The sequence below is a fragment of the Arcticibacter sp. genome, assembly GCF_053551015.1.
In genome coordinates this window covers 47,776-68,391 of sequence record NZ_JBMQOB010000003.1, presented here as the reverse complement: position 1 = coordinate 68,391, position 20,616 = coordinate 47,776, and the positions used below count along the sequence as shown (strand labels likewise).

Here is a 20,616-nt window from a genome sequence, read left to right as displayed (position 1 = left end):
AAGCCGAGTCTGATTTGTTACAGTTTGAACAGGTCTTTGTTAAAACCAGTAATGAGGTTGGCGGATCTATCCAGAAGATGGTTATACGAATGCGAATAGTCGAACTGAAGATCTTCGTGGATTTTAGCGAATGATTTTCTGATCTTTTCCAGCTGGCGGATAAATAAGGTATACAGTGCCTTGTTCGACTGTCGCACACCTGCATGGGTAAGAAGCATATCTTCGTACCAGATAAGCAACGATATCTCTACTTCGGGGGAGGAGGTATACCGGATATGCCGATTGAGCACTCTTAGGTGTTTACGCAGTTCTTTAACTTTCAGGCTCGGATGTCGGCTGAGATTAGTCAGCGGGCCGAGTAACGATTCTTTTACCTCTTCAGCATAATCGAGTGGATTAGACGCTTCATACAACAAAAAGTGGACGTACTCTTTGTTGTCTTTCTTGAAACGTGCTAGCTTAAGGCATATTTCTGAGAGTTCTGCGTGACTGATGTTTTTAATTGTTTTTTTTATATCAGCAAGTCCTTGGGTTTTCATCGGCACGCCTTTTAATTGTGTGGTAAAGTTAAAAAAATTACATTTGTTGCGCTTATTACGCCCATATGAAGTTAAAACAAGCGGGATTGACTGCGATTCTGACGGTTTTTATAGCCGCACTCTTACTTTTCCTAAACCATTACAATATAGTTGGAATTCCACCGGTGGCTTTACTGTTCTCGAGGTGGTTAGCGATTGCCGGGCTTGTGTTTTTTGGGCTGATGAAGCGTTCGCTAACTTCGTGGATACTTATCTCTATGGTTATCGGAGCGGAGATAGGTAATGATTACCCCGAATTTGCCATGCAGCTTCAGGTACTGAGCAAGGTATTTCTGAAGATGATCAAGACCATTGTTGCCCCACTATTATTCGCTACCCTGGTTTATGGAATTGCCGGACATGCGGATCTGAAGCAGGTTGGAAGAATGGGCTGGAAGTCGATCGTGTACTTTGAAATTGTTACAACAATCGCATTGTTCATCGGTCTTGCTGCAATCAATCTTTCGAAAGCAGGGGTGGGTATCGAGGTCCCTAAAGGAATACATGAAGAACTGCCTTCGGTACCTCCACAGACAACCAACGATATCATTCTGCATATCTTCCCTGAAAATATAGCCAAGTCTGTTGCTGAAGGACAAATCTTACAGATTGTCATTTTCAGTGTCTTGTTTGGTGTGGCACTTGCTATGGTTCGCGAGGATAAACGTCTGCCGATGCTTAACTTTACGGAGAGCCTCGCAGAAGTGATGTTTAAGTTTACAAACATTGTAATGTATTTCGCTCCAATAGGGGTGGGTGCTGCCATAGCATACACGGTTGGACATATGGGATTAGGAATTTTGGTGAACCTGTTCCAGTTGCTCGCTACGCTGTATGTGGCTCTGATCGTCTTCCTGCTGGGTGTTTTGCTTCCGATAGCCTTGATAGTAGGCGTCCCTATAAAGAAATTTCTGCAGGCGATTGCAGGACCAGTGTCGATCGCATTCGCAACAACCAGTTCGGAGGCCGCACTTCCAAGGGCAATGGAAAACCTCGAAAAGCTCGGTGTTCCCAGGAAGATAGTCGCTTTCGTCATGCCGACCGGATATAGTTTTAACCTTGATGGTACGACTTTGTACCTGGCGCTCGCGTCCGTCTTTGTAGCCCAGGCAGCTGGAATGGAGCTGACGCTCGGCCAGCAGCTGATCATCGTGTTCACGCTGATGCTGACCAGCAAGGGTGTGGCCGGGGTTCCGAGAGCTTCTCTGGTGATTCTATTGGGTACGGCATCTTCTTTTGGCATGCCCACATGGCCCATTTTTATTATATTGGGCATCGACGAATTAATGGACATGGCACGTACATCTGTTAACGTGATTGGTAATTGTTTGGCAACTATTGTTATCGCCAAGTGGGAGAATGAATTCCATCCTGTAGAGGATTAATAAGAATATGAAAGATAAGGGAAAGAAAATATTTTTAGCGGCCAGCATTGTTGTGCCGTTTTTACTGTATTGTGGTTACTATTACGGGATGATGATCAAGAATGCCCCGTACAAATTCTCTGAATTTGAAACCCTCACTTTCGAATATGGGACGGGAGATACACTGTTGAACCAGTTTGATTCAAAAACGCAGCATTACCAGTATGTAGATAAAAGAGACTCGGTCGTTCGCGGAAAGCTAAAGCTCAGCAAGGATGATCTGCTTTATTTACATCGCAAGGCTGCCGACTATGGATACTGGGATTTTCCTTCAAACATGACTGCTGATGCAAGAAAGCCAGGGTCTCCTCGTTATCATATTAAGTTCCAGTACCAGCGTAAAACGAAGGAGGTTTATTTTGACCTCGACTATAACGGAAACCCTAAGCTGAAGGACGCTGTGCGCCTGTTGATCGAAACCATCAATAAAACCATGGACGAAGCTGCGGGCCGTGCAGAAACAAAATAGTAGTTGCTGACGTTTGAAATGATATAGCTAAAGTTTATATGGAGGCATTATTGTTAATAGATGTTCAGAATGATTTTCTTCCCGGCGGATCATTAGCCGTCGGTGGAGGAGACGAAATCATCCCGGTAATCAATAAACTTCAGGAGCATTTCAGTCTCGTGATTGCCACCCAGGACTGGCATCCTATTTCCCACAAGAGCTTTGCTTCTAATCATCCGGGAAAGGAAGTGTACGATGTAACGGAGATACTAGGAAAGACTCAGGTGCTTTGGCCAGATCACTGCGTTCAGGCATCCGAGGGTGCGGCACTGTCGCCTAAATTAAGCCAGCACCGAATTGAAGCTGTCTTCAGAAAGGGTACGAACCCGGATATCGACAGCTATAGCGCGTTCTATGACAACGGCCATCTCAAATCGACAGGGGTCGGGGATTTTCTGAGAGGGAAAGGTGTAAAACGTTTGTATATAGCCGGACTTGCAGGCGATTTTTGCGTGTATTATTCAGCAAAAGATGCTATCAAAGAAGGTTTCGTTACTTATGTTATTGAGGATGCGGTCCGATCTGTTTATCCGGAAAAGTTTCCCGCCGTCACTGCCGACATTCTTAAAGACGGAGGGTTCATCATTAACAGCAAAGAACTGCTTAGTCTGGTTTAAATCTCCTGCCCGCTGCTGAGTTCCGCTGCTGAGGTTTGTTTTGCTTCCGCAGGCACGGCATATCTGTAATAGATGCACCCACTCAGAGTGAGGGCAATACCCAGCAAGGATGGTATGAACGCTGTAAACAGAGTTGTTATCATGAATGTGACTTGAATAAGTAAAACCAATATCAGCGTGTAGGGATAGCCCCAAACCTTATATGGCCTGGGCAGATTCGGGTACTTTCTGCGCAAGACATATATCGAAGCAAATGTTAGTACATTGAAGACAGCTGAAGTGAAGGAGAAGAAGTCTATTACCGTTTCATAGGCATTCTGTGCCTGGGTAGAGATGATGATGAGGACAGCCGCCCAAACCGCCTGAGCAATCATCGCATTATTAGGCGTTTTGTACTTCGGGTGTATTTGTGCCAGAGGTTTGAAGAAGAGTTTATCCCGTGACATCGCAAACCATGTGCGGCTTTTTACAAGTATCTGGGTGTTGACATTTCCAAAAGTGCTGATTAATATGGCGGTGAGAACCAGGATTGCCCCGGCTGTTCCAATAGTTGCCTGCATGGCATCACTCGCAACTGCTTTAGAATTAGCCATTGTATGTACGCCTAGAATGTTCAAGTAGGCTGAATTTATAAGAAGATAGATCAGAAGAACAAGGCCAATGCCAGCAAAAAGTGAGAGTGGGAGGTTCTTGGTTGGGTTTTTGACCTCTTCAGCAACGTAGGTGGCGCCTTCCCAGCCACTATAGGCGAAGAAGCCGTACCGCATTGCGGAGAAGATGGCGACGACGCCTGCCCATCCGCTGATGGATGATGTTCCTGATGTAAAGTTCTCGGTGTTTATACCTTTTGAAAATGAAACTCCTATGATGATCAGGAGAACAGAGACTTTGAGTAAGCTGAAAATGTTCTGGAGCTTTCCGCTTAACTGTATACCAAACGAGTTGACTGCGGTGAGGAATATAACCACTGCAATAGCAAGAAATGCCACTGAATGAGGTGACGATTGATCAAGTGCCAGTTTGATGGCAGTTTCTGAAAAGAATAAGGATACTGCAGCGATTGCACCTGTTTCTGACACAAAGAACATGGCCCAGCCGCGGAGGAAGGTCACAACAGGAGGATAAGCTGCTTTGAGAAAGACATAAGGGCCGCCAGACTTGGGCATCATGGCAACCAGCTCTGCATAGCATAAGGCGCCTAGTATAGTTGCGATTCCCCCGAGTACCCAAACCTGAAAAAATATACCTGCAGAACCAGCTATAAGCATTATGGGTGCAGGTGTTCGGAAGATTCCGGATCCGATAATCCGGTTAACAACTATGGAAAGTGTCTCGGACAGACCCAGCTTTCGCTCGAGGTGCTGCCCGGAATTGTCTTTGTCAGTCAATTAGCATGATTTAGTCAGCCAATTTAACTAATTTTTTATTTTTCAAAAGATAGTTTTCCACTGCCGAGATGTTATTAGAGCGAGATGCTTTAACCGCAGACTTTATGCTTTCGCAGGTGACTCCCCATCTGTTTGCCCAATAGTTAACCTCTTCTTCGATATGCATACTGATTAGCATCCTTTCGCTAGGTCTGATATTGCCGTTGTTCATGTTCTGGTTTTTTAGATATAATTTAAACAGGGCTGTTTTGTTTTGAAAAGTTTGAAATAATCAAGAAGTGCTATAAAAGACGATAGAACCTAAATAATCTGATGGTTTTAGTTATTTTTATCACCCGGAATGTGATTCTTGCAGATTGCTTTGGTTACTAAAGTCTTTTAAGTGACTTTATACACAAGTAATTAACAGACGACCCACTACCATCAAAAAATACTTGCTCTAATGAAAATAAAGAAATTTGGAGGCACATCGGTCGGAAGTCCCGCGAGAATGAAGAACCTCCTTCAAATCATCCAGCCAGACGAAAAGCAGATCGTGGTACTTTCTGCCGTAGCGGGTACGACAAATAGTCTTGTTGAGATCTCTCAGGCTTATCTTACAGGTGACAGACGTGCAGCCAAGCAACTTTCAGATGCTTTATTTGCAAAATATCAAGCTTTTGTTGACGAGCTTTTTGATACAGAAGAAGGCAAAAAGAACGGTACGGAGCTGATCAATTATCATTTCAGCATTATCGGATCTTTCAGTACTGACCTCTTTACTCCTGTGGAGGAGAAAGTCATACTCGCTCAGGGCGAACTGTTGTCAACCACTCTTTATCATTTCTATCTTTCAGAGTTGGGAATCAGGTCTGTTTTACTGCCTGCACTCGATTTTATGAAGATCGATGATGACAATGAACCGATGGTCGACTATATCGAAGCACATTTGAAACCTCTGTTGAGTGCCAAAGCGGATCATTCGCTCTTTATCACTCAGGGATACATTTGCCGTAACTTCTTTGGCGAGACTGATAACCTAAGGCGGGGCGGAAGTGATTATACTGCTTCTCTGATTGGTGCTGCTATACAGGCTGAAGAAGTGCAGATATGGACGGATATCGATGGGATGCATAATAATGATCCCAGGATTGTTAGCGGAACCACTCCGATTGCTCAACTTTCGTTTGACGAAGCGGCGGAGCTTGCATATTTCGGAGCCAAAATATTGCATCCTCAAAGTGTTTTCCCAGCTCAAAAGTACAAGATCCCTGTACGGCTGCTTAATACGATGGAGCCCTCTGCGCCGGGAACTCTCATTACGCACGACAGCGAGCGCGGAAAAATCAAGTCGATCGCGGCAAAGGACGGTATTACATCCATAAAGATCCAGTCGAGTCGAATGCTGCTTGCTTACGGTTTCCTTCGGAAGGTATTTGAGGTATTTGAACGGTACAAGACACCGATAGACATGATCACGACATCAGAGGTGGCCGTATCTGTTACGATAGATGATACCCTTCATCTGGCGGAAATCCTGAAGGAGCTTGAGGCATTTGGAGTCGTGGATTCGGCTTCCAATCAGTCCATTATCTGCGTGGTAGGTGATTTCTCGTATCACTCACACGGATTTGCTTCGAGGGTATTTGAAGCCCTGAAACATCTATCAATCCGGATGATCTCGTATGGAGCCAGCAACTGCAATATTTCGCTTGTGGTTGATACCTCGGATAAGACTGAGGCGCTCCGCAGCCTTCATAACCGTTTATTTTAGTTACTAACAGCTACCCTTGACAGGGCCGATATTTACGATATGTTTTCAAAAGAGATTTTGACCGGGTTTGGCGCCCGTAAAACGCCCTTTTATTATTATGATCTGGAGCTTTTGCACAATACATTAGCTGCCTGTAAGCGAGCTGCTGATCAATACGGCTTTCATGTGCATTATGCGCTTAAGGCGAATTTTAATGCGGAGGTTCTCAAGTCTGTTCAGAGCTTTGGGTTTGGGGCAGATTGTGTGAGCGGAAATGAGGTGAAAAAGGCTATTGAGATTGGCTTTCCTCCTGAGAAAGTTGTTTTTGCAGGCGTGGGAAAGTCAGATGAGGAGATAATATCAGCTTTGGAGCTTGATATCTTTTGTTTCAACGTGGAATCTGTTCAGGAGCTGCAGGTGATTAATGACCTGGCAGCAAAAGCAGGAAAGAAGGCCAGAGTTGCTTTAAGGATAAATCCGAACGTTGATGCATATACCCACCACAACATCACAACAGGTCTGGAAGAAAATAAGTTTGGAATCAACCAGTGGGAGCTGCCGGCATGTGCAGAGTATTTGAATGGTGCGGAGAATCTCTGGCTGGAAGGCATCCACTTCCACATCGGATCTCAGATAACCAATCTGACGGTTTTCAAAAGTCTGTGTATTCGCGTGAATGAAATAAAACTTTGGTTTGAAGAGCGAGGCTTCACACTCCGCGTCCTGAATGTTGGCGGTGGCTTAGGGGTTGATTACATGCATCCGGATGAAAATAGCATTGCGAATTTTGAAGGTTATTTCGAGATCTTCAATCAGTTTCTGGACAGGAAGCCGGGGCAGGAGGTACACTTTGAGCTCGGTAGAGCCCTTGTAGCACATTGCGGAAGTCTGATCAGTCGGGTTCTTTATGTGAAGAACGGAATCAAGAAACATTTCCTGGTTCTGGATGCGGGTATGACAGAATTAATGCGCCCGGCTTTGTACCAGGCATATCACAAGATTGAAAATCTCTCCAGAGAGCCTGAAGCGGGGGCGCAGAAATATGATGTTGTTGGTCCCATCTGTGAGTCTACAGACTGTTTTGGCAAAGAAGTGGAATTGGGAGAATCTTTCAGAGGTGATTTGATCGCTATACGCACGGCAGGGGCCTATGGAGAGGTGATGTCTTCGCGTTATAACCTGAGAGAGCAATCTGAGCCGTTCTACTTAGAACGTACCCAAAGATAATTTATTGATAAACCAGGCGATGTCGTCAGTTTCGAGAACATAGTCGATGCTGACGTTTTGCAGAGCCTGATTGGGCATAAACGATACCTCGGCCGAGGCCGGGTTCTGAACTGCGGTTATACCACCTGCGTCTTTGATCATTCTTAATCCTCTGGAGCCATCTGAATTGGCTCCAGAGAGCAGAATGGCTGCTGACTTGTCTTTATACACTTCAGCAACGGTTTCGAGGGTCACGTCAATGCAGGGGCGGGAGTATTGAATCTTTTCAGAATAGTCCAACGAGACAGAGCGGTCGTTTTCTACGAGTAGGTGATAGTCCGCCGGAGCCAGATAAATAGTTCCGTTTTTAAGCACGTCTTTCTCTTCTGCCTCAACTACCGGAAGGGAAGTTCGAGTGGCGAGCAGATTGGCCAGGGAAGAGTCGTACGATGCCTTTCGGTGAACGACGATTATTATCGGGAATTTGAGATCGGCGCTGATATGGGGAAGCGTCTTCAATATGACGTCGAGACTTCCCGCAGATCCGGCGATGACCAGCAGGCTGATATTACGTGTTACCCTATCTTTCTCCATATTTTCTCCTTGTCAATTTTCTTAAACCGGGATATGATGGATGAGAACCGAAGGGTTTCCTTTGAGCCTAGCGCAATATAACCGAGGTTATCAAGGCTTTGTTCAAAGAGATCAAAAACTTTTGCCTGCAGGTCTTTGTCGAAGTATATCAGAACGTTCCTGCACAGAATGAGCTGAAACTCATTAAATGAGCGGTCAGAGACAAGGTTATGGGTAGAAAAGATCATCTTTTCACGTAAACTTTCGTCGAACTTTGCCTTATCGTAATTAGCTGTATAATATTTAGAAAACTCGTTGGTTCCTCCAGATTGAATGTAATTTTCTGAATATTGTTTCATCTGGCTCAGGGGGAAAATACCCTTCCTCGCTTTTTCAAGTACCTGCGGGTTTAGGTCAGTCGCATATAACAAGGACTTATGAAACAAGTTGGCTTCTTTCAAGAGGATCGCCATGGAATAGACCTCTTCTCCCGTAGAGCATCCGGCATGCCATATTCTGATGAAAGGATATGTGCCCAGTGTTGGCAGGACCTGCTCACGCAAGGCCTTGTAGAACATCGGGTCGCGGAACATCTCTGTTACCGTTACCGTAATCTGCTCTATGACGCGGGGAACATACTCTGCGTCAGTCTTAATCTTGTACCGGAATTCAGCAAAGCTTGTGAAACGGTCTAAGGTAAACAGACGATTTATTCTGCGCTTTATTGAGGCTTTAGAATATTCAGTAAAATCATATCCATGAATCTCCAGCAGGTCATTCAATATAATCTCTACTTCCTCGTCCTGGATAATATTGTGATCTAACATTTAAGTGCTTAAATAGTGACTTAGTACATCCATAAGAATGTCTATATCAATAGGCTTCGATATATACGCATCTGCACCTGCAGCAAGACATTTCTCCCGGTCGCCTACCATAGCCTGGGCTGTGACGGCAACTATCGGGATGTGATTAATTGCATCATTTTTCCTGATCTCGGCTATCGCCTGATAGCCATCCATATCAGGCATCATCATATCCATAAGAACTATACCAATGTCTTGCTGTGATAGCATTCTGATACCCTGCTCGGCAGAGGAGGCTGTGAGGCAGGTGTATTTTTTAGCTTTCAACACAGCAACAAGGGCAAAGATGTTCCTTGGGTCGTCATCAATGATCAGTATCTTATTCATTCTTATAGATGTCTATCGTAGAGCCAAACTCTTAAAAGGGAAATTAACTGGTCGATGTCCACCGGCTTCGAGATATAATCTGATGCTCCTGCGGAAATGCATTTTTCACGATCGCCTACCATTGCTTTAGCCGTAACAGCGAGGATAGGCAGGTGCTTGTATTTGGGATTTTGACGGATCTGCATGGTCGATTGATAGCCGTCCATTTCAGGCATCATCATGTCCATCAGCACAACGTCTGTCTGCGGATTCTCTTCCAAAACCCTTAACGCTTCTTTGCCATCGGTAGCAGAGATCACCTTCATCTTTAACTGTTCAAGGGCCTTTGTTAAAGAGAAGATGTTCCTAACGTCGTCGTCGGCGATCAGGACCGTTTTGTTCTGCAATATTTCATTCATTGCAACAGCGTTTCGCATTGCGCCAGAATTATTAGCGATCGGATGTTTAGCCTCAACGAGGTGCAGGAACAACGCCACTTCATCAAGAATTCTTTGATAGGAGTGGGCGGTCTTCATCACAATACTATCTGCGTATTGCTTGATCCTGCTTTCTTCCGCTTTAGACAGGTTTTTTCCGGTAAATATGATGATCGGGAGGTTTTCAAGTCCCGGACTCTTCTTGACGGTTTCCAGTGTGAGATATGCATTCATATCAGGGATACCCATATCCAGAATCACGCAATCAATTTCCTTTTTCTGCAAAGCGTCGACCCCTTCAGATACTGAACCTTTGATCTCCGCATTGACATTGTAGGTGTCCAGGAAATAAGCTAAAGCTCGGGCGTGTTTAGGATTCTCTTCAATGATAAGCACCTTTTTAGGATCTTTGTTTAAGGCACTTTCGATGCTCGAAAACATATGCTGCATTTGTTCAAGTGCTACCGGTTTGTTAATAAAATCGACGGCGCCTTTGATCAGACTTTCTTTTTTGACCTCCATGGAGGACATGATATGTACGGGTATGTGGCGGGTTTGAGGATTGTTCTTCAACTCGTCCATGACTTCCCATCCATCTTTTACTGGAAGTTGGATATCGAGAAGAATCGCCCTAGGTTTGTACTGTCGCGCTAATTCCACACCCTGATCTCCCCGAACTGCTACTATACCTTTATAGCCGCTTTTGCGCGTATACTCAAGTAGAGCCTTCGCGAAGTTGGTATCATCTTCAATGATGAGTATAGGTTTATCTTCTGAGGTAACAATGCTGCGATCGTCATCCAGTTCAGCCGGAATGACGTCAGTTACAAATCTTTTTTTAGTCCGCTCATTATCGTCCCCGGAGTTGATAATGACCTTTGGCGGAGCTGGGGGTACTTCCAGCGAAAGCTCCTGCGACCTGGCTTCTGGTGAGCTTGGAATGAATTTAGGATCTACAGGAATGCTCACGGTAAATTCACTTCCCTTTCCAGTTTCACTTGTAAGGAGAAGTTCTCCACCCTGTAATTTTGCAAGCTCTCTGCTGATAGATAATCCAAGTCCGGTACCGCCATATTTTCTTCTGGTAGAACCATCTGCCTGTTGAAAGGCTTCAAAGATATGGTCCTGCTTGTCTTTTGGAATGCCTATTCCTGAATCTTTAACAGAGAAATTAAGGTATCCGGGTCTATCAGACTGAATGATATTGAGGGTTACAAAGCCTTTCCTGGTAAACTTTAGTGCGTTTGAGAGTAGGTTCTTCAGGATCTGCTCGAAGCGGGTCTTGTCGATTCTGATCGTTTCGGGTACATCGTCCGCAAGAGCTGTAGTGAATTCAAGTGCCTTCTCTTTTGCCAACGGGTTAAAGAGTGAATGCATGTCGGAAATGATCTCCTTAACCGGAGTTTCCTGATATTCAAGCTCCATTTTGCCGGCCTCGATTTTGGAAAGGTCAAGAATTTCATCAATGAGCGTTAACAGGCCATTTCCAGAGCTGTGAATTACTCTTCCGTATTCTATCTGATCTTCGTTCAGGTTCTCCTCCGGGTTTTCCGACAGAAGCCTTGAGAGCAGCAGAATGGAGTTCAACGGTGTGCGAAGCTCATGCGACATGTTCGCAAGAAATTCTGACTTATACTTCGTACTGAGTTCAAGTTCCTCTGCCTTTTTCTGAATGTCGAGGTTACGTTCGAGAATCAGCTGGTTTTTTTCTTCTAATATTTTACTCCGCTCTTCTAATTCCTGGTTGGCCTGGAGAAGTTCCTCCTGCTGTACTTTAAGTTCTTCTTCAGAGGCTTGAAGTTTTTGGGCCTGTGCCTCAAGCTCCGTATTTAAGTTTTCCAACTCGCTGTGCTGTGCCTGCAGCTCCTCAGACTGTGCCTGCGTCTCTTCGAGTAATTCCTGAAGTTTGGTCCGGTTTTGTGCGGTATTGATCACTACGCCTACGCTATGAGAGATCAGTTTGAAATACTCCAGCGTTCTAGCGTCGTAGGTTTCAGTTGATCCTAGTTCAATCACCCCCTTGATCTTGTTTTCAAACATGATGGGGAATGCGGCAATGCTCTTCGGCTTTACGTTGCCGCTCGTAAACGCAACAATCATGTCATCAGGGTTAATTGAAATGGAGATAGGTTGTTTATTGGCTGCACATTGCCCCACTATTCCTTCTCCTACCTTAAGCACCGGGTTACGTGAATCAGACAGAAGCGCGTAGCTGCTGCTTAGCTCGAGGTGTTCTTCATCCTGCATGAGGTAAAATGCTCCGATGCTGCTGTTGGTATATTTGATAATGTGATTCAGGATGTTTTGGGCAAGCGGGCGAATTTCGACTTCTCCGATCATGCGGTCATTAAGGGACGCGATGCCTGCCTGAAGCCATTCGCGATCTGACAGTGATGTAAATGAATAATCCAGGGACTCTGCCATCTTATTCAATGATAGAGCAAGTCCTCCAAGGCTATCCGCATCGGTTTCATCTTTTACGCGGGTTGAGTAGTCGCCAGCTGAAATCCTCTTTGCAATGTCTTCTATAATAACAAGTCGTCGGGCAATGTGCTCATCTTTATCCTTAAGTTCTGCGTAAAGCAGAGAACGGTTTTCCAGATCTCTTTTGGCCCGCATATAGGACACAAGTGCAATTATAAGGGAGAGGAAGGCAGCAACAACAATCAATACAGGCGTGTACGTCGAATAAGTGTCAAGGCTCTCATTCCGTTTCGCCAGAAGCTTTTGTTCGATCTGTTCCATCGAGAGGACTATATCCCGCGCTTCATTCATATACTTGCGTCCCAGGAGCATGTCTTCACTGGAGACTTTGCCTGTTTTATTCCGAAGATCGATAACAGCCGACAGGCGTTCGATGCGCGTATTTAATACCGACTGCAATCGGTCACAGTTACGTAACTGCACTGGATTGTCTTGCGTAAGTTCTCTGACGCGGCCAATATGGGTTTCGATCTTTTCGCTGGCCCTGTTGAAGGGTTGCAGAAATTCAGGCATGCCCGTAAGGAGGTATCCGCGCTGTCCGGTTTCAGCATCTTTCAAGATTGATATTGTACTTTCCAGCTCGAGTATAACGGTGTTCGTATGATTAACCAGGCCGGAACTTTTGACGAGGTTGTGAATGGCGAAATAAGATGCGGCGGAACTGATCAATAATAACAGTACCGAGAATCCGTATCCGATCCTTAAATTAATAGTAGCCTTACTATTCATTGTTTGTCAATTTGCTTTTGTAATTAGTTGTTTGGAACAGTATCTTGATGTGCCGGTAAGGTGAAGTAGAAAGTAGAACCCTGATCAGGATTACTTTCGACACCGAAGGTACCGCCATGGCGATTTATAATCTCGGAGCAGATATAGAGCCCGATTCCCAGCCCCTGAAAGCGGTGGGATGTCTCCTCAACGCGATAATATTTGTTAAATATCTGTGATTGTTTATCAGGGGGAATGCCGACGCCGAAATCTATTACTTTCACCATTATGTGCCCATCCGGGGTCATAGAGTTTTCAACCAGCACCTCTTTTGCATCTGGTGAATATTTAATGGCATTGGTGAGGTAATTCAGTATAACCTGTTCAATTCGTATTTCGTCTCCATAGATAAAAGCTTCGACATTTCCTTTTCGGGAAATTTTGACATCATGATTTGTTTGTCTGATGATATCTATTGAAGTGGTAAGGAGGTCTTCAAACTTGAAGACTTTCTTGTTGAACTTCATTCTTCCACTTTCAATTTTGGATATGTCGAGGAGATCGGCGATGAGACTATGCAGCTTGTCTACCTGAAACTGCGCCCGCTTCAGGTAATTCCCACTTTCCTCTGCAGCCTGCAGCTCTGGTGCAAATGCACGTTCAAGAAGTTGCATATAGGCTTTGATACTCGTAAGAGGGGTTTTGAGTTCATGGCTGGCGATACTCAAAAACTCGTCCTTGCGCTTTTCCGCCTGCTTCTGGTCTTCGATATCAGTGAAGGTACCTACCCATTTTATTATGGTGTCTCCTTCCTTGATTGGAGTGGTTCGCAGCAAATGACAGTGGTATTGTTCACCAGCCAGGGTCTTAATGCGTACTTCCATCTCAAGGGACCTGTTTTCCTGTATTGCAGATAGCCAGTGTTCGAGGATATTTGGATCATCAGGGTGGGTTTCTGGAAAATCCTCTTGCCTGTGACTGTAATCATACCAATGTTTATTGACAAACTCAATAGCACCGTCGTTCTTGGCGGTAAAAGCAATTTGTGGAATACTTTCCAAGGTTGAGCGCAGTTCCTGCACGCGCTCTTTTAATTCAGCCTGAGCACGCTTGCGAAACTCGATTTCCGCTCTCAATGCCAGATGCGCCTCATTGAGGTCTCTTGTCTGTTCATACAAGCGATATAGCGTCTTAACTTTCAAGATAAGAACATCAGGATCAACAGGTTTAGTGATGTAGTCCACACCACCAGAGGCATATCCTTTCGTAATGAACCGTTTATCAGTGTTCACGGCAGATAAGAATATAATAGGAATGTCTTTTGATTTGCTATAACCTGATATATTTTCTGCTACCTCGAAGCCATCCATTCCGGGCATCTGTACATCAAGAATAATTAGCGCGTAGGTGTGTTTAAGTATTTTTCTGAGTGCCTCCTCTCCAGAAAGAGCAGTGTCTACGTCAAAGTTGTTTATCTCTAAAATCTTTTTTAATGAGAATATATTTTCTGGTTTGTCATCAACTATTAAAATCATTATAGAGTATTTCCTTTAAGGTGGCCGAACCAACCGGTATGTCACGTATCTGATCAGGAAGTCTATCCAGATATGTGATAACAGTTATGAACATTTAATAATAAAAAGTGTTTTAAATTTTTCCGCTGTCTTTTCGCTTAGACTTTTCCCATGTTGCACTTTGTTTATTTGCGTAATACCTGAATATTCCACGAAACACCGCGTAGTTCATCACACAAAAATAGTATGGAATAAATAACACTTTGATTTTTATCTGCTTCTTTTCAAGTAAAAATCCTGTGAATGCTGAAATATAGAATATTACCTGAAGAATTAAAATCAAGGTGTAGACCGAAGATGTATCCTGTGATACTAAAAGCAGGTTAACCACAAAGATAACTACAAGAAGCAATGGAGTGATTGTCCAGCGGAGCACGCGATGGCTGATGTACTGCAAGCTGAGTGTTCCGTATTTGAACACATTGAGCAGGGGGAGTAGTTTGGCAATTGACTGCAGTCCGCCGGCAGCGATCCTGATCTTCCGTTTCAACTCTTCTTTTACATCAGCAGAGGCATTCTCCATAGCGTACGCGTCAGGTTCATAAACTATTTTATAGCCGCGCATCGCTATCAACATAGAGATCATGAAATCGTCAAGGATCACGTCACTTCCGACAGGCTGGTAGAGGCTCCTTCTGATACTGAACAGTTCCCCCGCCGCGCCGACAACAGAATTGAGTTCAGAGTCCCACTTCTTAAGAGCCGACTCGTATTTCCAATAGAATCCTTCACCTGCAGAACTAGCGTCTGCTTCTTTACCTGAAAAGACGCGTTTCTCTCCGGCTACAGCACCGACGCGTGTATTTTGATAGTGCCTGCAAATGATTTCAAGAGCGTCAGCGTTCAGAAACGTATTTGCATCGGTAAAGACAATCACATCTGAACTGACCTGTTCTATAGCCCGGTGAACGGCGTTAATTTTTCCCTTTCTGGAAGCCGAATGCAAGAGCTTGATGCGGGGGTATTCGGCAACGATATCAGGAGTGCGGTCTGTAGAGCCATCTGTTACAAATATGATCTCCAACTTATCTTCCGGATAGGTCAGTTGAAGTGTGTTCGCGATCTTATCGTGCATATACTCCTGTTCGTTATAAGCAGCTATAATCAAGGTACATGTGGGAAGACTATTCGCATCTATAGCGACCATGGGCTGTTTTCCTGAGATAAACCGCTTGCATTTCACTAGAAAGTAAAGGAGTATGCCGTAGCCTATAAAGGTGTAGAATATGATAAAAGCTGAAAGCCAGAAGATTATTTCCATGATAACTTATTTTATCTGATGGACAGGGTAGCCCAGATTAGTACTGTCTTTTTTGTTAGTTAAGTTCCACTTCAAAGCCTTCAAGAGAGGCTGAAGTAGATCATATCGTCTATCCAGTATATGTTTAAAGATGTTTTTAGGAACTACAATGGCAGTGAAATATAAGAAAAAGATGATTACGGCTAATTGCGGGGCATTTCTCCGAATGAACAACATTCTGTTACGGTTCATGAAGTATTCCTTGAGGATGCTTTTTTTACCTACGGAAATGGACTCTTTGTGGAAAATCAACGCACGGGGTTCTATCCAAATCTCAAAACCCTGTCTCCTGATGCGATCGCACCAATCCATCTCCTCATAGTATAAAAAGAAGCTTTCAGCCATTAATCCCGCTTTGTCTATGGCAGATCTTCGCACCATCATGGCAGCACCATGGATAAAGCCGGTTGGACCAGTCGTATGGTCATATTGGCCCTCGTCGGTTTCTAGTTCACCTATACACCTGTTTCTTGCTGTGTAATAATTCATTTGCGTAAAGCCGGCATACTGAATTGTTTGTGGTTGATCGAAGTATCGGATTTTAGGCGACACCATTCCTATCGCCGGGTGCTGCTCAAGCAGACGTACCAGCGATTCAACAAGACCTTCCGTAAATTCAGTGTCGTTGTTTACAAAGAACAGATATTCACCATCAGCAAACTTTACTCCCTCATTATTCCCGCCTGCAAAGCCGAGGTTTGACTCGAGTCGAATGAATGTATGTTCCGGGTATTTACGAGTCCATTGGGGAACATGATTGATACTACTGCCATTGTCGACAACGATGACCTGGATGGCCGGATATTTGTTAAGCTCCGCTATGGATTGTAAAAGGGTTTCTGTAACTTCAGGTTGGTTGTAGTTGACTGTTATAACAGAAACTTTTTTCATTCGGGCATTTATTTTTTACTATTGGAAGAATATCCTTTTTCCATCACAAAGGGATCTGAGGTAAAAATATACTAATATTTGAACATTGGGAAGCGAGAAGAGTATAAAGAGCGAGATAAAGAAGTTTCAGGACCTGGATGAGGCCAGGATGTCGGCGGAGAGGAAGCTGGATGAACTGATCCAATTGCTTAACGATAGTGAACTTGACAGCGACAGTCTGAAGCAGCTACATACTCGCTTCAACGAAGCCGTGGAACGTAAATCACTAACTCGTCAGGACCTGGATGAGTTCAAAAAGCTGGATGATAGTTCTTTATCCAGGCTGGAGAAGGCCGACGATCTTGAAAAGCTCCTTTCCAAATATCAGCTGGACAGTAATGATGCTCCGAAAATAATCTCGCGAGACAAGGGATCCGGTATTTCATTGATGATCCTTTCTGTTCTATTGATCTTACTTGGATTCGCTATGGTAGTGATGCCCGCTCCTCCATACTTTGAAATGTTTACTATCTTTTACTTTTCTCAAAATGACGGAGTCACTCTTATGGACCTGATTGCATTGGTAATTGTGTTTACAGGCGTATATTTGCTTTTTAACTCACTCAATAACCTGAAAAGATCGAACTAGCATGGTGAAGAAAATTCTTTTGGTCGACGACGACCGCTTTATGCTTCAGCTGATATGTCGCGCGTTGGGTACAAAAGGTTTCAGTTGCCGGACAGCAAAGTCGGTAAAAGAGGCCCTTGGTCTATTGTTTGAGGAGATTCCTGATATTGTGTTGTCTGACTATTCAATGCCTGAAATTGATGGATTTGAGTTTAGAAGAGTGCTACTGCGGGATAAGCGATACAGAAATATTCCCTTTGTGTTCTATACGTCTTTCGCAGATGAAAACACGATGAGGCAGGGCTTGGAAATGCAAGCAGTTGACTACATCGATAAAAGTACTCCGGTCCACCTTGTGGTATCTAAGCTGAACAACATATTGGATACAATCAGGAAGCAACATGAGAAGTCTTTATTCGAAATCGGCGCAGCTGCCGAGGCCCTGAATCTTCGTTCGGTACCTGTAGCAGCACCAAAGGTCGAGGACTTCAAACTTCAGTTCCTTTATCAGACCTATAATCATTTTCCTGGCGGAGATTTTATCGATTTCATCAAAACGGATGAGAATACTACTTTTGTTGTGTTAGGGGATGTAATGGGTAAGAAGTGGGGTGCCTGGTTCTTTTCATTTAACTTTCTTAGCTACATAAGATCGGCTATACGTCTTTGCGTGTTCGATGGTATCTCGTCGCCGGCCAGGATACTTAACAAAATTAACCGGATAGTTTGTCTCGATCCTGTGCTTGGAGATGTACTTTCCACACTAACGCTTATGATGATCGACAGATCAGCCTCGCAGGTTTCTTACGCTGGTGCCGGTGATCTGCCGGTTATACACTATAGCCGATCAAGTGGCGAAGTTACCTGCATCCGGTCAAAAGGACTGTTGTTGGGAATATATGAAGATGGTCTGTATGAGGAAGACATTATAGACATGGCTCCAGGTGATCAGTTGATAGCCATAACAGACGGGATGATTGATTTCGTGGGTGAAAATGGCAAGACATCGGATTATACGATCTTTGTTGAGAAGCTCAGCTTACTTCTAGGTCAGAATGACACTTACAAAAAGATCAAAAGTGAGATGTTTTCAGAAAGTATAGAAGAGACCGTTGTAGATGACAGGAGTCTTGTGATCATTGAAAAAGAATAATAGATAGCAAAATATGGTTGAGATAGAATCACATAGTAATTACCACGTAGCAACAATTATGATAGCCGAAGCGAATATGGAGCAGGCTGATCTTTTTAAGCATGCACTTATTACTGAACTTGATTCAGGGCGAAAGCAGATCGTAATATCATTTGAAAAAGTTCAATATATCGACAGCTCCTTTTTGGGGGCACTCGTTGCAGCTTTGAAACATGCCTTAGCAAATGGTGGAGATCTGGCAGTATATGGTCTTAATGAGAACATACTGAATTTATTTGAGATGATTAGAATGGATAAGGTGTTCAAAGTGTTCCAGACACTTCCAACTTTGTACAGCGGCGGATGGGTTGCCTGATAGTTCCTGATTATATGCTTGTAAACAAACAATTTCTTTTTGATAACAATGTACAGAGCATTCAGCCCCTGATGCATGAGATAGTGGAATTTATCAGGGCGAACGTATCAGAAGCGCGGTACGCAGTGAAGGTGAACCATTGCAGACATATCATAGTCGAACTGTTGACGAACGCCGTGAAGCATTCCGGTGCTGCGCACAGCTTATTAAACGTGGATATTGAAGGAGACATAATTAATATTCAAAAGATCGACAACGGTAAGCCGTTTTTCCTTAAAAACTACGGGTACTTGCCACTACACGAGTCTTTTGTCGGCGAGCAGGTTGAGATACACAAGGATGAATTCTACTGTATCTATGCCATAGTCGATTCTCCGTGTTCTTTAAAGTTCGAGGTAGTCGAATATCCGATACATTCCCCTGACCAGATTATGGATATGGAAGAACATTACGGACTGTTAATTTTACTCAAATCGTCTAGTTCTGTGCGCTACTTGTTCAGTAATACCGAAGGATCTAATCATTTTGATATATCGGTCTCTCTTAACTGATTACGTTTCGGGCATTTAAAATGAAATTTTCTTCGTCGAATGTGTTGCGCCACCTATAAAAATTGATGTTTCGGAGTCTTTGACGTTTTTGTTAAATTAAATTGAAAATCTCCCACTTTTCTTGACTTGTAAATTGTCATAATCGTATATTTACTCTACTTTCCTAGTCTATCTTTTAATGGATAGCGCCTTTTATTTAAAATTATTAAATCTTTAGTTTATGCGTATTGCAGTTCCTGCAGAAATTAAAAATAATGAAAACAGGGTAGCCATGACCCCTGCCGGAGTTATTTACTTAGTTCGTTTTGGTCATGAGGTTTTCATCGAAAAGGGTGCTGGATTAGGTTCCGGATTTTCTGATAAACAATATCAGGATGCGGGTGCTGTCATTCTGGATAGCCCTGCTGAAATCTGGGCGATGGACATGATCATGAAGGTTAAAGAGCCGATCGCTTCGGAATACAAGTATTTTCGCGAAGGTCTGATTTTATTTACATACCTGCATCTTGCTGCAGAGCCTGAACTAACCAAGGCACTTATTGAGAACAAGGTGGTGGGTATCGCTTATGAAACGGTTCAGCTCGAGAACGGCTCCCTGCCTTTGCTGACGCCAATGAGCGAGGTTGCGGGTAGAATGGCCGCTCAGGTTGGCGCACGATTCCTTGAGAAGCCAGAAGGCGGTAAGGGAGTTCTTCTGGGAGGGGTTCCGGGAGTGAGAAGGGCCAGGGTTACGATAATAGGCGGTGGAGTGGCTGGAACCAATGCAGCGAAAATTGCAGTGGGTTTAGGGGCTGACGTCACTATTATTGATTTGAATCCTGATCGTTTGCGTCAGCTAGACGATATATTTGGAAGTCAAATTAACACGCTGATGTCTAATCCTCACAATATCGCTGAAGCGGTAAAGGAATCTGATCTCGTAATCGGCGCAGTGCTGATACCTGGAGCAAAGGCGCCTACCCTGGTATCAGGAGAAATGGTTAAATCAATGGAGCCTGGATCTGTTTTGGTCGATGTTGCAATTGATCAAGGTGGAATTTTTGAAACTTCAGATCGGATAACTACTCACGATAACCCAGTGTTTCTTCAACATGGCGTTGTTCATTATTCTGTGGCTAATATGCCTGGAGCCGTGCCGCATACGTCTACTCTTGCCCTGACAAATGTTACTGTTCCTTATGCTATTCAAATTGCCAATAAGGGATACAAAAGAGCTTGTCAGGAGAATGAAGCGCTACTTAAAGGAGTTAACACCCTGGAAGGCTTCGTTACTTATAAGGCAGTTGCTGACTCGCATGCACTGGCTTATGAGGATGTACGCAGACTTCTTCAATAAGAAGATTTTTAGGGTCAAATGT

General features: G+C 44.0%; 20 protein-coding genes. 10 read left to right on the top strand and 10 right to left on the bottom strand.

Going from position 1 to position 20,616, the window contains the following annotated elements; all coding sequences use genetic code 11:
- Window positions 1-17: 17 nt before the first annotated feature.
- Complete coding sequence (locus tag ACO1NU_RS00690; RefSeq protein WP_448816518.1) at window positions 18-539, bottom strand: hypothetical protein; 522 nt, start codon at window positions 537-539, stop codon at window positions 18-20.
- Window positions 540-604: 65 nt separating this feature from the next.
- On the opposite strand from ACO1NU_RS00690, the gene ACO1NU_RS00685 reads away from it, so the two are divergent.
- The 3 genes from ACO1NU_RS00685 to pncA are packed head-to-tail and all read left to right on the top strand — an operon-like array spanning window position 605 to window position 3,127.
- Complete coding sequence (locus ACO1NU_RS00685) at window positions 605-1,963, top strand: dicarboxylate/amino acid:cation symporter (RefSeq protein ID WP_448816517.1); 1,359 nt, start codon at window positions 605-607, stop codon at window positions 1,961-1,963.
- Window positions 1,964-1,970: 7 nt separating this feature from the next.
- Window positions 1,971-2,471, top strand: coding sequence for a hypothetical protein (locus tag ACO1NU_RS00680; protein ID WP_448816516.1), 501 nt, complete (start codon window positions 1,971-1,973; stop codon window positions 2,469-2,471).
- 38 nt (window positions 2,472-2,509) lie between these two features.
- A complete protein-coding gene (gene pncA / locus ACO1NU_RS00675) occupies window positions 2,510-3,127 on the top strand; it encodes a bifunctional nicotinamidase/pyrazinamidase (RefSeq protein ID WP_448816515.1) in 618 nt (205 codons plus the stop codon).
- Here pncA and ACO1NU_RS00670 read toward each other — a convergent pair.
- Entirely contained in the window at window positions 3,124-4,515 is a 1,392-nt protein-coding gene (locus ACO1NU_RS00670) for an APC family permease (RefSeq protein WP_448816514.1), read from the bottom strand. The genes pncA and ACO1NU_RS00670 overlap by 4 nt on opposite strands.
- Before the next feature lie 10 nt (window positions 4,516-4,525).
- Complete coding sequence (locus ACO1NU_RS00665; RefSeq protein WP_448816513.1) at window positions 4,526-4,726, bottom strand: DUF3606 domain-containing protein; 201 nt, start codon at window positions 4,724-4,726, stop codon at window positions 4,526-4,528.
- 231 nt (window positions 4,727-4,957) lie between these two features.
- Here ACO1NU_RS00665 and ACO1NU_RS00660 point away from each other — a divergent pair, with 231 nt between their 5' ends.
- On the top strand, window positions 4,958-6,268 hold the full coding sequence (locus ACO1NU_RS00660; protein ID WP_448816512.1) for an aspartate kinase: 1,311 nt from the start codon (window positions 4,958-4,960) through the stop codon (window positions 6,266-6,268).
- A gap of 39 nt (window positions 6,269-6,307) precedes the next feature.
- Window positions 6,308-7,474, top strand: a complete 1,167-nt coding sequence (gene lysA, locus ACO1NU_RS00655; RefSeq protein WP_448816511.1) for a diaminopimelate decarboxylase — start codon at window positions 6,308-6,310, stop codon at window positions 7,472-7,474.
- On the opposite strand, the gene ACO1NU_RS00650 is transcribed toward lysA, so the two are convergent.
- From ACO1NU_RS00650 to ACO1NU_RS00620, 7 genes are all read right to left on the bottom strand, one after another.
- Entirely contained in the window at window positions 7,454-8,047 is a 594-nt protein-coding gene (locus ACO1NU_RS00650; RefSeq protein WP_448816510.1) for a chemotaxis protein CheB, read from the bottom strand. The genes lysA and ACO1NU_RS00650 overlap by 21 nt on opposite strands.
- Window positions 8,029-8,853, bottom strand: a complete 825-nt coding sequence (locus ACO1NU_RS00645) for a CheR family methyltransferase (protein ID WP_448816509.1) — start codon at window positions 8,851-8,853, stop codon at window positions 8,029-8,031. The genes ACO1NU_RS00650 and ACO1NU_RS00645 overlap by 19 nt, the downstream gene beginning before the upstream one ends.
- Window positions 8,854-9,219, bottom strand: coding sequence for a response regulator (locus ACO1NU_RS00640; RefSeq protein WP_448816508.1), 366 nt, complete (start codon window positions 9,217-9,219; stop codon window positions 8,854-8,856).
- Window positions 9,220-9,221: 2 nt separating this feature from the next.
- Window positions 9,222-12,848, bottom strand: coding sequence for a response regulator (locus tag ACO1NU_RS00635; protein ID WP_448816507.1), 3,627 nt, complete (start codon window positions 12,846-12,848; stop codon window positions 9,222-9,224).
- A 23-nt stretch (window positions 12,849-12,871) separates the two neighbouring features.
- Window positions 12,872-14,362 (bottom strand): ATP-binding response regulator, encoded by a 1,491-nt coding sequence (locus tag ACO1NU_RS00630; RefSeq protein WP_448816506.1) that lies wholly within the window; start codon window positions 14,360-14,362, stop codon window positions 12,872-12,874.
- A 112-nt stretch (window positions 14,363-14,474) separates the two neighbouring features.
- Window positions 14,475-15,662: a glycosyltransferase family 2 protein gene (locus ACO1NU_RS00625; protein ID WP_448816505.1), complete on the bottom strand. Its 1,188-nt coding sequence runs from the start codon at window positions 15,660-15,662 to the stop codon at window positions 14,475-14,477.
- Window positions 15,663-15,668: 6 nt separating this feature from the next.
- Complete coding sequence (locus ACO1NU_RS00620) at window positions 15,669-16,592, bottom strand: glycosyltransferase family 2 protein (protein ID WP_448816504.1); 924 nt, start codon at window positions 16,590-16,592, stop codon at window positions 15,669-15,671.
- An 85-nt stretch (window positions 16,593-16,677) separates the two neighbouring features.
- Between ACO1NU_RS00620 and ACO1NU_RS00615 the strand changes: the two genes are divergently transcribed.
- From ACO1NU_RS00615 to ald, 5 genes are all read left to right on the top strand, one after another.
- Window positions 16,678-17,220, top strand: a complete 543-nt coding sequence (locus tag ACO1NU_RS00615; RefSeq protein ID WP_448816503.1) for a hypothetical protein — start codon at window positions 16,678-16,680, stop codon at window positions 17,218-17,220.
- 1 nt (window position 17,221) lies between these two features.
- Complete coding sequence (locus tag ACO1NU_RS00610) at window positions 17,222-18,352, top strand: SpoIIE family protein phosphatase (RefSeq protein WP_448816502.1); 1,131 nt, start codon at window positions 17,222-17,224, stop codon at window positions 18,350-18,352.
- Window positions 18,353-18,365: 13 nt separating this feature from the next.
- Complete coding sequence (locus ACO1NU_RS00605) at window positions 18,366-18,707, top strand: STAS domain-containing protein (protein ID WP_448816501.1); 342 nt, start codon at window positions 18,366-18,368, stop codon at window positions 18,705-18,707.
- Window positions 18,708-18,721: 14 nt separating this feature from the next.
- Window positions 18,722-19,258: a hypothetical protein gene (locus tag ACO1NU_RS00600; protein ID WP_448816500.1), complete on the top strand. Its 537-nt coding sequence runs from the start codon at window positions 18,722-18,724 to the stop codon at window positions 19,256-19,258.
- 220 nt (window positions 19,259-19,478) lie between these two features.
- Window positions 19,479-20,594 (top strand): alanine dehydrogenase, encoded by a 1,116-nt coding sequence (gene ald, locus ACO1NU_RS00595; RefSeq protein WP_448816499.1) that lies wholly within the window; start codon window positions 19,479-19,481, stop codon window positions 20,592-20,594.
- Window positions 20,595-20,616 lie beyond the last annotated feature (22 nt).